Origin of the sequence: Shewanella sp. P1-14-1, assembly GCF_001401775.1 — a bacterium.
GTDB classification, from domain to species: Bacteria; Pseudomonadota; Gammaproteobacteria; order Enterobacterales; family Shewanellaceae; genus Shewanella; species Shewanella japonica.
In genome coordinates, this window is sequence record NZ_LKTL01000006.1 from 163,168 (window position 1) to 178,916 (window position 15,749).

13 protein-coding genes are annotated in these 15,749 nt (G+C 41.4%); 9 read left to right on the forward strand and 4 right to left on the reverse strand.

Going from position 1 to position 15,749, the window contains the following annotated elements; translation table 11 throughout:
* Positions 1-17: 17 nt before the first annotated feature.
* From AN944_RS06285 to ettA, 4 genes are all read right to left on the reverse strand, one after another.
* Positions 18-3,128, reverse strand: a complete 3,111-nt coding sequence (locus AN944_RS06285; RefSeq protein ID WP_055023749.1) for a multidrug efflux RND transporter permease subunit — start codon at positions 3,126-3,128, stop codon at positions 18-20.
* On the reverse strand, positions 3,128-4,249 hold the full coding sequence (locus tag AN944_RS06290; RefSeq protein WP_055023750.1) for an efflux RND transporter periplasmic adaptor subunit: 1,122 nt from the start codon (positions 4,247-4,249) through the stop codon (positions 3,128-3,130). The genes AN944_RS06285 and AN944_RS06290 overlap by 1 nt, the downstream gene beginning before the upstream one ends.
* 293 nt (positions 4,250-4,542) lie before the next feature.
* A complete protein-coding gene (locus AN944_RS06295) occupies positions 4,543-5,715 on the reverse strand; it encodes a hypothetical protein (RefSeq protein WP_065108634.1) in 1,173 nt (390 codons plus the stop codon).
* 579 nt (positions 5,716-6,294) lie between these two features.
* On the reverse strand, positions 6,295-7,962 hold the full coding sequence (gene ettA, locus AN944_RS06300) for an energy-dependent translational throttle protein EttA (protein ID WP_055023751.1): 1,668 nt from the start codon (positions 7,960-7,962) through the stop codon (positions 6,295-6,297).
* A gap of 188 nt (positions 7,963-8,150) precedes the next feature.
* Between ettA and glyA the strand changes: the two genes are divergently transcribed.
* The 9 genes from glyA to AN944_RS06345 all read left to right on the forward strand — a co-directional run bounded on the left by glyA (position 8,151) and on the right by AN944_RS06345 (position 15,715).
* Positions 8,151-9,407 carry a serine hydroxymethyltransferase gene (gene glyA / locus AN944_RS06305; RefSeq protein ID WP_055023752.1) on the forward strand — a complete coding sequence of 419 codons (1,257 nt, stop codon included), beginning with the start codon at positions 8,151-8,153 and terminating at the stop codon, positions 9,405-9,407.
* A 176-nt stretch (positions 9,408-9,583) separates the two neighbouring features.
* On the forward strand, positions 9,584-10,033 hold the full coding sequence (nrdR, locus tag AN944_RS06310; protein WP_055023753.1) for a transcriptional regulator NrdR: 450 nt from the start codon (positions 9,584-9,586) through the stop codon (positions 10,031-10,033).
* A gap of 70 nt (positions 10,034-10,103) precedes the next feature.
* Positions 10,104-11,243, forward strand: coding sequence for a bifunctional diaminohydroxyphosphoribosylaminopyrimidine deaminase/5-amino-6-(5-phosphoribosylamino)uracil reductase RibD (gene ribD / locus AN944_RS06315; RefSeq protein WP_055023754.1), 1,140 nt, complete (start codon positions 10,104-10,106; stop codon positions 11,241-11,243).
* 86 nt (positions 11,244-11,329) lie between these two features.
* A complete protein-coding gene (locus tag AN944_RS06320) occupies positions 11,330-11,986 on the forward strand; it encodes a riboflavin synthase (RefSeq protein ID WP_055023755.1) in 657 nt (218 codons plus the stop codon).
* Positions 11,987-12,054: 68 nt separating this feature from the next.
* Entirely contained in the window at positions 12,055-13,158 is a 1,104-nt protein-coding gene (gene ribBA, locus AN944_RS06325; RefSeq protein WP_055023756.1) for a bifunctional 3,4-dihydroxy-2-butanone-4-phosphate synthase/GTP cyclohydrolase II, read from the forward strand.
* Positions 13,159-13,279: 121 nt separating this feature from the next.
* On the forward strand, positions 13,280-13,759 hold the full coding sequence (gene ribE, locus AN944_RS06330) for a 6,7-dimethyl-8-ribityllumazine synthase (protein ID WP_055023789.1): 480 nt from the start codon (positions 13,280-13,282) through the stop codon (positions 13,757-13,759).
* 14 nt (positions 13,760-13,773) lie between these two features.
* Complete coding sequence (nusB, locus tag AN944_RS06335; RefSeq protein WP_055023757.1) at positions 13,774-14,178, forward strand: transcription antitermination factor NusB; 405 nt, start codon at positions 13,774-13,776, stop codon at positions 14,176-14,178.
* Positions 14,179-14,267: 89 nt separating this feature from the next.
* Positions 14,268-15,224, forward strand: coding sequence for a thiamine-phosphate kinase (gene thiL / locus AN944_RS06340; protein WP_055023758.1), 957 nt, complete (start codon positions 14,268-14,270; stop codon positions 15,222-15,224).
* A complete protein-coding gene (locus AN944_RS06345) occupies positions 15,224-15,715 on the forward strand; it encodes a phosphatidylglycerophosphatase A (protein WP_055023759.1) in 492 nt (163 codons plus the stop codon). Before thiL ends, AN944_RS06345 begins: the two co-directional genes overlap by 1 nt.
* Positions 15,716-15,749 lie beyond the last annotated feature (34 nt).

The window sequence follows — 15,749 nt, forward strand, 5'->3', positions numbered from 1 at the left end:
TAAACCCTTAGAGCTAACTATGATTTGCTGGCACTTGCTTTTTGTTGCTCAATAGCCAAATTAAGTTGTTGCTCCACAAAGCCTGGCGACTTTGTTGCCCCTGATATGAGTCGATACATCGCTGGGATGACTAAGAGTGTCACTAGAGTAGCAAATGCCATCCCAAAGAACACTACCGTACCGACAGCGATGCGACTTTCTGAACCTGCACCTGTCGATAATATTAATGGGATTGCTCCAATTAAAGTAGTGAAGGCCGTCATGAGAATCGGTCTTAAACGTCTGGCTGAGGCATCGATAATTGCTTGTTCGAGAGAGAGCCCTTTATCACGCAATTGATTAGCAAACTCAACAATTAAAATGCCGTTTTTGGTGACCATACCAATTAACATGATCATGCCAATTTGGCTATAAATGTTGAGGCCTTGGCCGGTGAAATACAGCCCAAGGAATCCGCCGAATATGCCCATGGGTACAGTAAACATAACGACCAACGGATTGATAAAGCTTTCAAACTGAGCAGCAAGTACTAAGTATGCGACTAATAACGCAAGACCAAACACGATGAAAACGCTGCTCTGGTTTTCCTTAAAGTCTTTTGACTCGCCTGTATATGAAATGGTGATATCGCTTGGCAGCATTTCAATGGCTTTCGCATCGAGAAAATCTAATGCTTCACCTAAGGTATATCCTTCGCCTAAATTGGCTTTTAAGCTGATGGACTTTTGTTTATTCAAATGGCTAAGTTTTTGCGCTGAAGCCACTTCATCAATTCGGGTGATGGTATCTAAGGTGATAAGGTCGCCCTTTGAAGTGCGCATATATATCTGACTTAAATCGGCGACACTGTTAAAGCTGTTTTCATCGCCTCGTAGGTACACATCATACTCTTCGCCACGCTCAATAAAGGTGGTTTCGCTGCGACCGCCAAGCATGATTTCTAAGGTGTCTGAAACTTCAGTGACACTCACGCCAAGTTCTGCTGCACGCTCACGATCGACACTAACTAATAGTTCTGGGGTTGTTTCAGCATAATCAAGATCAGCCCCTTCTAATATCGGGCTTAAATCCGCTTCTTGTTGTAGTTTTTGCGCCCAATCAAACAACTCTTCATAATCGGAGCCACCTAATACAAACTGTACTGGCTCACTTGATTTACCTCTAAAGCCTGGCAACATTGGGCGTACCATGACGTCAGGGATACCTTCTAGTACTTTTGCGACTATCCCTAACGCTTGCTGGGCATTAATATTTCTGTCTTGCCATTCTTCCAGCTGAATAATAACAAAACCAGTCTGATCGCCAGCCCGGCCACCAAATGCCGGAGCTTGAATACTAAATGATTTTATAACGCCATCACCTAGCATAGGTAATAGTCGCTGCTCAACGATTTCCATATTGGCAGACATGCGATTGTAGCTAGTGCCTTCGGCGCCTTTAATGAAGGCAAAAATAACGCCTCGGTCTTCTTGAGGGGCTAATTGAGCAGGTACTTGATTTAACAACCAGCCACTACCAGCCACGCACGCAACAATAACCAATGGTGCAGCCATACGGAATTGCACAGCTTTACTCACGACACGGCGGTATTGTGTTTCTAGTGCATCAAATAACCCGTCTACCCATAAGTTAAAACGGTTAGGCTTTACATTGGCTTTTAGCAATTTACTACCGAGTACAGGGGTAAGCGTTAATGCAATAAGCGATGAAAATAACACCGACATTGCTAGCATTACCGAGAACTCAGTAAACAGTAATCCAACCATGCCTTCCATAAATGAAATGGGTAAAAACACCATAACTAATACTGCAGTAGTGGCGACAACTGCAAAGCCAACCTCGCGAGCTCCTTTGTAGGCAGCAAGTAAAGGAGGTTCACCTTTTTCAATGTGATGGAAAATATTTTCAACGACAACAATAGCGTCATCAACAACCAGTCCGATGGCTAGGATCAGCGCCATCAATGTGAGAAGGTTAATTGAAAAACCGAATGAGTTAGCCGCAATAAATGCCGCAATTAACGAGACAGGCACAGTCACCGCAGGAATTAACGTCGCACGGACTTGGCCGATAAAAATATACAGCACCAATATCACTAATACTGCAGTGATAATTAAGGTGTTATAGACCTCATCGATTGAGCGAGAAATGAAAATGGTAGAGTCATAATCGACCACGAGCGCCGTACCATCAGGTAAGAAGTCTTGGATTCTATCGACTTCTTGATGAACCCATTTCGCGACATCTAATGGGTTCGCATCAGATTGGGCCACAATGCCTAAAGAAAGGTTAGCAACGCCATCACTTTTAAAGGTTGAGTTCTCGTTCTCTGCACCGATAAATACATCCGCGACATCTTTTAGGTAAACAGGTGTGCCATCGTCGGCAGTACGAACGACTAAGTAGTCAAAGTCCTCTGGGTGGTTATAGAGTCTTGCTGTACGAACCGTCATGACCGTAGTGTCGTTACGAACTTCGCCGCCTGGCGTTTCAACGTTTTCAGTCTTTAGTGCTGATACGATGTCGTTGGCTGACACATTACGTCCTGCCATGAGTTCAGGTTTTAATTGAACGTACATGACTTTGTAAAGTCCGCCCGTGATGGAAATTGAGCTGACTCCTGTGATCAAGTTAAAACGATCTTCTAATACTCGTTGGGAGTAATCGGTGAGCTGAGTTCGGTCCATCGTTGATGAACTCAGGTTGACATAAATAGACGGCTCGCCTGAGCCATTGTCTTTAGATACTACAGGATCGTCAGCTTCATCTGGAAGGCGGCGCTGAGCTCTCGCTACAGCATCACGCACATCACTCACGCCTTCTGTTAAATCCCAGCCAAGTAAAAATGTGACTGTAATGCGGGACATACCATTACGAGTGACAGATTCAATTTCATCAACACCACTAATACCCGTTAACTCATCTTCAATCGTGGTGGTAATTTGGCTTTCCATAATAGTGGCTGAAGCGCCACTATAGGTGGTCATTACCGTGACTACCGGATTTTCAACATCCGGCATTTCTCGAATCGACAGTTTTGACAGTGAGACTAGGCCAAATACACCCAATAATAAGCTGAGTACAATAGCGACAACAGGACGCTTGACTGAAACATCAGAAAGCCACATTAGCTTTTCTCCTGCTGGTTACTTTCTTCTGCTGTGTTTTCATTGGCTAGGCGCTCAGCTGTATTTTGCTGTTCAAGCACATCCACTAATACCCCATCACGCATGTTAACTAATCCTTGAACTACAACATGGTCACCGATATTTAAGCCGTCAGAAATTAACACTTCGTTGTCAATACGAGCGCCCAATGTTACTTCTGTGCGTTTTGCTATGTTGTCTTCGTTGATGATATACACAAAACGCTTTGTGCCAGAGTATTCAATTGCTTGGACTGGAATGACAGGTTCAGAAACTGCAGGGAAGTTAAGTACTGCAGCCATCATCATACCTGGCTTTAAACGGTTTTCGGGGTTATCAAACTGTACTCTCACCCGTAAGTTTAAGGTGTCTTGATTGATGCGAGAGTCGATGGCAATGATTTTGCCTGTAAATACTTGTTCAGGCCAAGCACGACTTTGTGCACTAACGGCCATGCCATTTGAAAGTAACGATAAGTAATGCTCAGGTACTTGTAGATCAAGTCTCATGCTAGATAGATCGTCAAAAGCAAGCAATTCAGTACCAACCGAAATCATCTTACCAACACTAAAATCAATTAATCCTGCTGAGCCTGAAAATGGAGCTTTAAGTGTGTGATAGTTTAGATCGGCTTGAGCGGAGGCAAGGCGAGCTTGAGCCATATCGACATTAGCGCGTTGGGCATCAATTTCAGTTTGGGTAATGGCATTACTTTTGATTAGCTTTAAAAACTCTTTCAATTTTCTTTGTTCATCAGCAAGGTAGGCTGCAGCCTCGGCTGTTGCGGCTTTAGCTTTCGCATTATCGAGCTGAACAATAGTTTGACCCGCTTTAATGTCTTGATCTGGTTTAATGAGAATATCACTGATTTGGCCAGCAACCTGTGAGGAAATAAACACGGACTGTTCAGCATCTAATTTGCCAATCAATGATAACGATTGCGATAACTCATGTTGATCAACAATGCCTGTTACCACAGGAATAGTTCTTTGCGGTTTATTGTTGCTATCGGGTTTAGATTTACTGGCCTGGCTAATACCACTAAATGAAAAAGCGGCGGCCATAACGCCACAAACAATAATAAGGAATGCTAATTTTTTCATTGATGAACTCTAAAAATGCCTATGCTGATGTGAGTCTATTTTAATAAAAAAAGCAGCATATAAGGGTAAAGGAATGTAAAGCGTAGCAGATAAGACTGTAACAAAACATGCTGATAACATTAGTGTTTAGTTATTGGATCTGAGTTGTGAACTCGTGTCTAAGTTGGTATCAATTTTTTAACAGTTACCAGAGGGAAGATACAGTAAAGCAGGTTGATTCTTTAAATTGGTATGCTAGAAAACAAAAAAACCACTTAGTCATACTAAGTGGTTTTTTATTCTAATATGAGACGCTACAGTTTTGCTGAAGGTGTTCCATTAAAGCTTTCGTTTTGCTCTGTAGTCGATGCTTCAATTCCCATGAAATATTCATAGCTCTTGTTTGATAGGCTCATTTGAGGCTTATCTTTAGCTGCGACATTCGCTTGTTTAGGCTTCATTTTCATGGTTTGTTTTTTGGTTTTTTCGGTCTGTGGCAATGTCACTAAGTCATTATTACGAGATGTTTCGTTAAAGTTATAGTTGAAAACACCATTGCCTTGAATGAACTCAACACTCGACTTATCTTTCGTTTGATAAGAAGCCAAAATACCGTGTTGACCTAATGGCACTTCATGAAAAATTTCACGACCAGTCCCAACTTTAACACCATCGACAAACCAATCAGCGGCGACATTACTAACTAATGTAATCATGGCTGATTTAAGGCCTAGTTCTTCATTAATTAGTGAGTCAATTTTACTGTTATATGAAGGTTTGAATGCCATCTTAATTTTATAGTTTAAGTTGCCTGACATATTCATACTGGCGTCGATGACGTCATATGAAAGTAAAACACTGCGCTCATTCAAAAAAGGATCAGTTTTGATTGTATTAGTCACAATGTAGCTTTCTGAATCTTTCAAACAATCGTTAATTGACTGAAATTTACTACATAAGGTTGAACCATCTAAATCAACTGATTGAACCGTGTCAGCTTTTGAAACGTCAGCAATAACACGCTTGGTGATTTCACTTTTAAGTGCGGCTAGTTGCTCATCTTTGTTTGTGCGAGTTTCATTAATGACATCATATTCTGCCATTATCGATTTGTATTCTCTCTTAAGCGATTTACCGTCGATATCATACTTGGTTTCAAGTTGATCTATTTTAAGGACAAGATTTTCTAAATCACGGTAAAAAGAACTTAGGTTAGCGCGTGACAAGATTTTAGCTGGTAACTTAGAAACCAAATGTTCATATTCAGTTTGCTTGCTTTTAATCTCAACACTTAAGGCGTGGAAATCTGATTCTTTCTTTTTGTGCGTTGACAATTTATCGTTGGCAGAAATGAGTAAATCATCAATATTATACTTTTGCTCAATTTCTTGTAGTTTTTGGGTTTCGCTACTCGAAATAATCTCTAAACCAAATGAGCTGCTGGCATAAAAACATAATAAAATAAAAGTAATTCGACTATATCTCACTGATTCCTCCATTTTTGTGTAATTGTTCGTGCATAGCCTTGTGCTACTGCAACTGGTCAACAGTAAAATAATCCGTCAATAATTTTATAGTACTTAAGTTAATTTGTCTTTACAAATAGATTGTGGTTTTTTGACGCTTTTTTACAACAAGCCAACAGCAGGGCGGTTTGACTGATATATTGTTACCTTATTATACCTGATGTTGCTTTATCCTCTTGTGCTTAAGTTATTGTTAATGTTCTTTAAAGAACCAAGTTTTTGTTGGCTATGTTAGTTATGTTGTTAACGCGAGTGAATGAGCTCAACAGAGTAAGTTAACCATGAGGCATTTATAAATTTAACAAATTGCAGGTTTTCAGACAGTCGTCATTTTTATGACTGCCTTTATAGGTAAGTGGTTATTTTAGCGATTAGTGAAAGTAATTGCGGGTAAACATAAAAAAGTCCTATTTAAAGTGAAAACTCGAATTAACGAGTTTCACCATCAATAGGACTTTTATAATGGCAATACAATCAACTGACTAAGGCTATTATTAAGTGATTAATTTTAGTCAGAATCAGATAATGATAATCCTGTGACTATTTAGCAATACGCTTGTACTTTAAACGATGTGGCTCAATGGCTTCAGTACCAAGGTGTTCTTTCAACCAGGCCGTGTATTCAGTGTAGTTTCCTTCATAGAAGTTAACTTGACCTTCATCACGATAATCTAAAATGTGAGTGGCGATTCTGTCTAAGAACCAACGGTCATGAGAGATAACCATGGCACAACCAGGGAACTCTAATAACGCCTCTTCTAGCGCACGCAGTGTTTCAACATCTAAGTCATTGGTTGGTTCATCGAGTAGGAGTACGTTACCACCTGCTTGTAGCAGTTTGGCTAAATGAACACGGTTACGTTCACCACCAGATAAGGTACCAATGATTTTTTGCTGATCGCCACCACGGAAGTTAAAGCGCCCAACGTAAGCACGACTTGGGATCTCTGTGTTGTTGATACGCATGATATCTTGTCCATCTGAGATTTCCTGCCAGACGGTATTCTTGTCGTTCATTGAATCACGGAATTGCTCAACCGAAGCAATTTGTACTGATTCACCCACTTCGATGCTGCCGCTATCAGGTTGTTCAGCGCCTGAAATCATTTTAAATAATGTTGATTTACCCGCACCGTTTGCACCGATAATACCGACAATCGCACCTTTAGGAATTGAGAAACTTAAGTCATCAATCAACACTCGATCGCCATAAGACTTAGTTAAGTTATTAACCTCAATTACTTTGTCACCTAAACGAGGCCCTGGTGGAATGAACAATTCATTAGTTTCGTTACGCTTTTGATAGTCGTTGGTGTTCAATTCTTCAAAGCGAGCCATACGGGCTTTGCCTTTAGATTGACGACCTTTACTGCCTTGGCGTACCCATTCTAATTCTTTTTGAATGGTTTTTTGGCGGGCGCTTTCAGTTGCAGACTCTTGTTGTAGACGTGCATCTTTTTGCTCAAGCCAAGATGAGTAGTTACCTTCCCAAGGAATACCTTCACCACGGTCAAGTTCTAAAATCCAACCCGCAGCATTATCCAAGAAGTATCTATCATGGGTAATCGCAACTACGGTGCCAGTATAATCTTGTAAGAAACGTTCAAGCCACGCAACAGATTCAGCATCCAAGTGGTTAGTTGGTTCGTCAAGTAACAACATGTCTGGCTTTTCAAGTAGTAAGCGACAAATTGCGACACGGCGACGTTCACCACCTGATAGCACTTCGATTTTTTCATCCCAATCAGGTAAGCGTAATGCGTTAGCTGCTCGGTCTAAAATAACATCTAGGTTATGAGCATCTTGAGACTGAATAATTGCTTCAAGCTCACCTTGCTCTTTTGCTAATGCATCAAAGTCGGTGTCGGGTTCAGCATAAAGTGCGTAAACTTCATCCAGACGAGTCAGCGCGTTCTTAGCCTCACTGACTGCTTCTTCAATTGCTTCACGAACTGTTTGTGATTCATCAAGCTTAGGTTCTTGTGGCAGGTAACCAATTTTTAGGTCCTGCATCGGACGTGCTTCACCTTCGATTTCGGTATCTAAACCTGCCATGATTTTTAGCAAAGTTGATTTACCAGAACCATTTAAACCAAGTACACCAATTTTGGCGCCAGGGAAAAAACTAAGTGAAATATCTTTGAGGATTTGTTTTTTAGGCGGAACAATCTTTCCTACCCGCAGCATACTATAGACAAATTGAGCCATTTTTAAGGTTCTTTAGTGACCAATGATGATGATAATTCTACTTTATTTTTTGTTTAACTCAAATTTTGGATTAATCAAATTAAAGATAATTTCCAATGAAATTCATGTTCTAAATGCTGGGATTGTGACGCAGAGCAGAGTAGAATACCGCGCAACCCTATATATAAGAACTGCTGTTGGAGACACCAATGCTAAAGAAAGCTATGAATATCGCGGATTACGATCCACAACTGTTTCAAGCCATTGAAGATGAGACTCGTCGCCAAGAAGAGCACATTGAATTAATCGCATCAGAAAACTATACCAGCCCACGTGTTCTTGAAGCACAAGGTTCTCAGTTAACCAATAAGTACGCAGAAGGTTACCCTGGTAAGCGTTACTATGGTGGTTGTGAGCATGTTGATATTGCTGAAGAATTAGCTATTTCACGTGCTAAAGAGTTGTTCGGCGCAACATACGCTAACGTTCAGCCGCATTCTGGTTCTCAGGCAAACTCAGCTGTTTTCATGGCGCTTTTACAAGGTGGTGACACCGTTTTAGGTATGAGCCTGGCACACGGTGGTCACTTGACTCACGGGTCTCATGTGAGCTTTTCAGGCAAATTATACAATGCGGTTCAGTACGGTATCGATGAAACGACTGGCAAAATCGATTATGCAGAAGTTGAGCGTTTAGCTGTTGAACATAAGCCTAAAATGATTATTGCTGGTTTCTCTGCATACTCTGGCATTATCGATTGGGGTAAATTCCGCGAAATCGCTGACAAAGTAGGTGCTTACTTATTTGTTGATATGGCCCACGTTGCAGGTCTTGTTGCTGCTGGTATCTATCCGAACCCGTTACCACATGCACACGTAGTGACAACGACGACACACAAAACACTTGCCGGTCCTCGTGGTGGATTAATTTTATCTGCATCAAACGATGAAGATATCTATAAAAAACTAAATTCAGCAGTATTCCCTGGCGGCCAAGGTGGTCCATTAATGCACGTTATTGCAGCTAAAGCCGTTGCATTTAAAGAAGCATTAGATCCAGAGTTTACGACTTACCAAGAGCAAGTTGTTGCCAACGCTAAAGTGATGGCTAAAACCTTTATCGAACGTGGCTATGATGTGGTATCTGGCGGCACTGATAACCACTTATTCCTGCTTGATTTAATCAGCAAAGATATGACTGGTAAAGATGCTGATGCTGCCTTAGGCAAAGCTAACATCACAGTGAACAAAAACTCGGTGCCAAATGATCCACGTTCACCGTTTGTGACTTCAGGTTTACGTATTGGTTCTCCTGCAATTACACGCCGTGGTTTTACTGAAACTGAATCAGTTGAGTTAACCAACTGGATGTGTGATGTACTTGACGATATTAATAATGAAGCCACGATTGAGCGTGTGAAGAATCAAGTGCTTGAATTATGTGCTAAGTTCCCTGTTTACGGTTAATACCTTTCAAGTGTTCTGTAACAGGAACGTGATTGAGTAAGACTGGCTTTATTCAATTTATCTTGGCAGGATAATCTTATCGATAAGGTTAACCTTATAAAGTAAATAGGATAAACTTTAATGGCTGTAAGTACCGAGTACTTACAGCCATTTTCTTTTTAATTTCAGGAGCGAATATGCATTGCCCATTTTGTAGCGCGACAGATACTAAAGTGATTGACTCTCGACTTGTGGCTGATGGCCACCAAGTACGTCGTCGCCGGGAATGTACAGAGTGCCATGAACGCTTTACGACCTTTGAAGGTGCTGAGCTGGTGATGCCTAGAGTGATCAAACAAGATGGTACTCGTCAGCCATTTGATGAAGAGAAACTTCGTGGCGGTATGCTCAGAGCAGTTGAAAAACGCCCTGTTTCTATGGATCAAATTGAGCAAGCGTTAACAAAAATAAAATCCACGCTTCGTGCGACAGGCGAACGAGAAATTGACTCTGCTATGATCGGTAACTTAATGATGGAGCAGTTAATGGTGCTTGATAAGGTTGCCTATATTCGCTTTGCTTCTGTTTACCGTGCATTTGAAGATGTGTCTCAATTTGGTGAAGCAATCGCTAAGTTACAAAAGTAACCGCTTTATCATTACTTGCCGCTAGCAAAATATTGCTTTTTATCGTTTTGGTGCAATCAAGAAGGTTTTTATGTCTCAGTGGTCTATCCTTGATATTTCAATGATGAGTCTGGCAATTTCATTAGCAGAAAAAGGACGTTATACAACTCGGCCTAATCCAAATGTAGGCTGTGTGATTGCCGTTGGCGAGCAGATTATTGGTCAAGGTTATCATATTAAAGCGGGTGGTCCGCACGCTGAAATTCACGCTTTAAATGCAGTACAAACCACTCAGCAGCAAGATAAATTAAGCCAAGCCACTGCCTATGTCACCCTTGAACCATGCAGTCATTATGGCCGAACCCCTCCTTGCGCATTAGCGTTAATAAGTGCGGGGATAAAAAGGGTTGTTATTGCTGAGGTTGATGCCAACCCGCAAGTGGCAGGTAATGGTATTCGGATGCTACAAGAAGCGGGAATTGAGGTTGAAGTGGGATTATTAACCGAGCAAGCCAAACAACTTAATCTTGGGTTTACTAAGCGAATGCTCACTGGCTTGCCACTTGTTACCATTAAGCTTGCTGCCAGTATTGATGGCAAAACGGCATTGTCTAATGGGGTGTCTAAATGGATTACAGGACCTGAAGCTCGAGCGGATGTGCAAAAGTTACGTGCTCGACAATGCGCCATTATTACTGGTGTAGAAACGGTACTTGCTGACAATCCTTCGATGAATGTCCGTTATGAAGAATTAGGCAGTGTAAAAGAGCATTTAGCAGCAAATGAAATTAAACAACCATTAAGGGTTATTCTAGATAGTAAAGCTAGGCTAACAAATGACTTTGCACTGTTTGAAATAGCGTCTCCTATACTGTTGGTTTCATGTGTGGAATACCCCGCAGAAGTGAGAGAAAGATTTAACAATCATGTTAGTTGTATCACTATTGGTGCAAATGATGATGGACGCGTTGATTTACATGCGTTATTTACTTATTTAGGTAAGCAATGCAATACGGTTCTCGTAGAGGCTGGAGCAACATTAGCGGGTAGTGTCATCAAACAAGGCTTAGGTGATGAATTGTATTTATATCAAGCGATGAAGTTACTGGGTAGCCAAGGTCGTAATTTAGTCCAGCTTGATGATTACCAAGCCATGTCAGATATCCCTAAAATACAACTTAACGATACGCGTCGAGTCGGTGCAGATCTAAGAATGATATTTGCTCTATAAGCAACAAGATTTTTTGCCATTATTTAAACGGTATTAGGCAACGAACACTGTTAAATAATATTGAATAAGATAACAAGTGAGTATTTATGTTTACCGGCATTATTGAAGCCCTAGGCACATTAAGAAAAATTGATCGCAAAGGCGATGATATTCGTTTAAATGTTGCTAGTGGTAGTTTGGATTTATCTGATGTCAAACTAGGAGATAGTATTGCAACCAATGGTGTGTGTTTAACGGTTGTACAATGTTTACCTGATGGTTATGTTGCAGATATTTCAGCTGAAACTGTCGCACTAACTGGTTTTGCTGATTATAAAGTCGGACAAAAGGTTAACCTTGAAAAAGCGGTGATGCCAACGACGCGTTTAGGCGGCCATATGGTAAGCGGGCATGTTGATGGCATTGCAAGGGTTGAGCAACGAAATGTGCGCGGAAAAGCCATCGAGTTCTGGTTACTCGCACCAGAAGACTTATCTCGATATATCGCTCATAAAGGCTCAATAACCATTGACGGAGTTAGCTTAACAGTTAACGAAATTGATGGGCATCGTTTTAGGTTAACGATTGTGCCACATACAGCCGAAGAAACGACCTTGTTGGCTTTGCAAGCCGGCAGTATGGTCAACATCGAAGTGGATTTAATTGCACGTTATTTAGAGCGCTTGATGAACGCTGAAAAAGCCACAAAATCCGAAGGCGGCATCACTATGGAAATGCTAGCCAACGCCGGATTTATGCGATAGAAAATAGAATACCCGAATATATTTAGCCTATGTTGCTGATATAGAAAACTAAACATAAAGGTCTTAACATGGCACTACACAGTATAGAAGAGATCATCGAAGATATTCGTCAGGGTAAAATGGTTATCTTGATGGACGATGAAGATAGAGAGAATGAAGGCGATCTTATCATGGCGGCCGAAAAGGTGACGCCTGAGGCAATTAACTTTATGGCGACCTATGGTCGTGGATTGATTTGCCAAACGATGACCAAAGAGCGCTGTATGCAGTTAAATTTACCTTTAATGGTAACTAATAATAATGCACAGTTTTCGACAAACTTTACTGTATCAATTGAAGCTGCAACAGGTGTAACAACAGGTATTTCAGCTCATGATCGTGCTGTTACAGTTCAGGCGGCTGTTGCAAAAGATGCTAAAGCCGCTGACTTAGTTCAGCCTGGGCATATTTTCCCATTAATGGCACAAGATGGCGGCGTATTAACGCGTGCTGGACACACTGAAGCTGGTTGCGATTTAGCTCGATTAGCAGGTTTGGAGCCTTCAGGTGTGATCGTTGAGATTTTAAATGATGACGGCACGATGGCACGCTGTCCTGATTTAGAAGTGTTTAGTGAAAAACACGGTATTAAAATGGGGACAATTGCTGATTTAATTGAGTACCGTAATACCAAAGAAACCACTGTTGTGCGTGAAGCAGAATGTAAACTACCCACACGCTTTGGTGAGTTTACTATGGTGACATTTAGAGACACCATCGATAATCAATTGCACTATGCATTGGTAAAAGGTGAAGTGAAAGCTGATTGTTTAGTCCGTGTGCACTTGCAAAATACATTTAACGATTTACTTCACTCTGAGCGAGATCAAAAACGTAGCTGGCCACTAGAAAAAGCGATGGAACGCATCGCTAATGAAGGTGGTGTTTTAGTGTTATTAGGCCATGAAGAGCATTCAAGTGAGATGCTAGCCAAAGTAAAAGCGTTTGAAGCAGAAGACAAAGGTCAAGCACCAACAGCGGCGAAATGGGTCGGCACCTCACGTAAAGTGGGCATCGGTTCGCAAATACTCTCAAGTCTTGGTGTCAGCACGATGAGGCTATTGAGTTCGCCGAAACATTATCATTCGTTATCGGGCTTCGGTTTAGAAGTGACTGATTACATTGCAGAATAATTCACTAATTTAGTGAAGTTAACATTTATCATTAATTGCACAGGACTCAGGGCATTTTGCTGTGGTATTATACCGCCACTTTTGCCCAGAGCTGGGTGCTTTAGCTAATTTAGGTAAGATAATGAACGTAGTTCAAGGTAATATCGAAGCAAAAAATGCCAAAGTGGCGATCGTTGTATCGCGTTTCAATAGTTTCTTAGTTGAGAGTCTGCTTGATGGCGCAATAGATACACTAAAACGTTTTGGTCAGGTTGAAGATGACAACATTACTGTTGTTCGTGTTCCTGGCGCTGTTGAATTACCGCTGGCTGCACGACGTGTTGCTGCTTGTGGGAAATTTGACGGTATCATTGCACTTGGTGCTGTGATTCGTGGTGGTACTCCGCATTTTGATTTAGTTGCAGGCGAGTGTAACAAGGGTCTAGCTCAAGTTGCTTTAGAGTTTGATATTCCTGTTTCATTTGGCGTGTTAACCACAGATACTATTGAGCAAGCTATTGAGCGCTCTGGTACTAAAGCAGGTAACAAAGGTACTGAAGCTGCCCTTGGCCTACTTGAAATGGTTAATGTTCTGCAAGAATTAGAACAACAGTTGGTATAGTAGTAGGAAAAGTAATGAAGCCTTCAGAGCGCCGTAAGGCACGCCGTTTAGCTGTTCAAGCTATCTATTCGTGGCAGTTAAGCCAAAATAACGTTGCTGACGTTGAACACGAATTTTTAACTGAGCAAAACATTAACGGTGTTGATGTAGCTTATTTTCGTGAGTTGCTATCAGGTGTAGCAACAAAAGCGACTCAACTTGATGCGCTTTTAAAGCCACATTTAGATCGTGATATTGAAGACGTATCGCCAGTTGAGAAAGCCATTGTGCGCTTAGCTGCGTATGAACTCACTTATCGTAAAGATGTGCCATTTAAAGTGGCTATCAACGAAGGTATCGAATTAGCGAAAGCCTTTGGTGCCGATGACAGTCATAAGTTTGTCAATGGTATGCTAGATAAGCTTGTTACTCGTAAGTAATAAATAAAACGGTATCTTCGGATACCGTTTTTGTATGGCTTACCGATTTCTATAACAGTAGGTGGGCGGGCAACCGTACCAATTTTATCGTGAAAGAATTCCAACTTATTGAACAATTTTTCCGTGATAAAGGTCAGAAACGTCGTGATGTTCATCTCGGCATTGGTGATGACTGTGCATTAGTACAACCAGCTGAAAACAAATCTATTGCAATTTCTTGTGACACCCTCGTCGAAAATATTCACTTCCTACCTTCAATGCCTGCGCATGAGTTAGGCTATAAATCAGTGGCTGTAAACTTATCTGATTTAGCTGCAATGGGAGCTGATCCCGCTTGGATGACCCTGGCGTTAACCTTGCCTGATGTTGATAACGACTGGTTACAGCAGTTTAGTGAAGGGCTGTTTGAAGCTGCGGAATACTACAGTGTGAGCTTGATTGGTGGTGATACTACTCGTGGCCCACGCAGTATCAATATCACGATTCATGGTCAAGTTCCTACCGGTAAAGCCTTAACTCGTGGTGGTGCAAAAATCGGTGACTGGATTTATGTCACTGGTACCTTAGGTGATTCCGCATTAGGCTTGGATATTTTGCTAGGTAAGCAAGATGTTGACCCTCAGTTTAAAGAGTTTTTGATTAATCGCCATTATCATCCAACGCCAAGGATCTTGGCTGGACAAGCTCTGCGTTCATTAGCAACCAGTGCAATTGATTTATCTGATGGCCTTAACTCCGATATTGCTCATATATTAAAAGCTTCAAACGTTGGAGCCGTCATTGATGTCAATGAATTACCGTTATCGACTTCATTGGTTGGCTCAGTGGGGCCAGAGCAAGCAATCAATTATGCTTTGACTGGGGGCGAAGATTACGAGCTTCTTTTCACTGTACCTGAAGCACAGCGGGGCGCTTTAGATACAGCCTTAATTCACGCAGGTGTTAAATTTGTCAAAATTGGACAAATATGCGCGGGTGATAAATTAAGGTTGGTATCCAATGGCGAACCATTTGAGCTAGACCTAAAAAGTTTTGAGCACTTTTAATGAATCTATTATCAAACGATCCAGCGGTAAAAAAATTATCACTTAAAAATCCAGTGCATTTCCTAGCACTTGGGTTTGGCAGTGGGTTAGCAGCTAAAGCCCCCGGCACTTTCGGTACATTAGCAGCAGTGCCATTAGTTTACTTAATGGGGCACCTTAGCTTAACCGCATTTATTATTATCACTGTGTTAAGTACGTTTATTGGCTTTTATATATGTGATAAAGCAGCCAAAGACATGGGAGTCCATGATCATGGCGCCATTGTCTGGGATGAGGTTGCCGGCTTAATGATTACCATGATAGCTGCCCCTGCGGGCTTAATATGGTTGGTCATTGGTTTTGCACTATTCCGTTTTTTTGATATTTTGAAACCTTGGCCTATTCGTTGGCTAGATGCCAAAGTTCATGGCGGCTTTGGTATTATGATTGACGATGTTTTAGCAGGCTTTTTTGCATTAACCTGTCTGCAGCTTATCTATTACTTCGTATAAGTCTTGATTGATAATCACTAAAAAGCCCACCAAT

Bases quoted from the DNA above. Each gene is read 5' to 3' on its own strand.
- AN944_RS06345 (WP_055023759.1), top strand. From the start codon at position 15,224: ATGAATCTATTATCAAACGATCCAGCGGTAAAAAAATTATCACTTAAA.
- ettA (WP_055023751.1), bottom strand. From the start codon at position 7,962: ATGGCTCAATTTGTCTATAGTATGCTGCGGGTAGGAAAGATTGTTCCG.
- glyA (WP_055023752.1), top strand. From the start codon at position 8,151: ATGCTAAAGAAAGCTATGAATATCGCGGATTACGATCCACAACTGTTT.
- nusB (WP_055023757.1), top strand. From the start codon at position 13,774: ATGAAGCCTTCAGAGCGCCGTAAGGCACGCCGTTTAGCTGTTCAAGCT.
- AN944_RS06285 (WP_055023749.1), bottom strand. From the start codon at position 3,128: ATGTGGCTTTCTGATGTTTCAGTCAAGCGTCCTGTTGTCGCTATTGTA.
- ribBA (WP_055023756.1), top strand. From the start codon at position 12,055: ATGGCACTACACAGTATAGAAGAGATCATCGAAGATATTCGTCAGGGT.
- AN944_RS06290 (WP_055023750.1), bottom strand. From the start codon at position 4,249: ATGAAAAAATTAGCATTCCTTATTATTGTTTGTGGCGTTATGGCCGCC.
- ribE (WP_055023789.1), top strand. From the start codon at position 13,280: ATGAACGTAGTTCAAGGTAATATCGAAGCAAAAAATGCCAAAGTGGCG.
- nrdR (WP_055023753.1), top strand. From the start codon at position 9,584: ATGCATTGCCCATTTTGTAGCGCGACAGATACTAAAGTGATTGACTCT.
- AN944_RS06320 (WP_055023755.1), top strand. From the start codon at position 11,330: ATGTTTACCGGCATTATTGAAGCCCTAGGCACATTAAGAAAAATTGAT.
- ribD (WP_055023754.1), top strand. From the start codon at position 10,104: ATGTCTCAGTGGTCTATCCTTGATATTTCAATGATGAGTCTGGCAATT.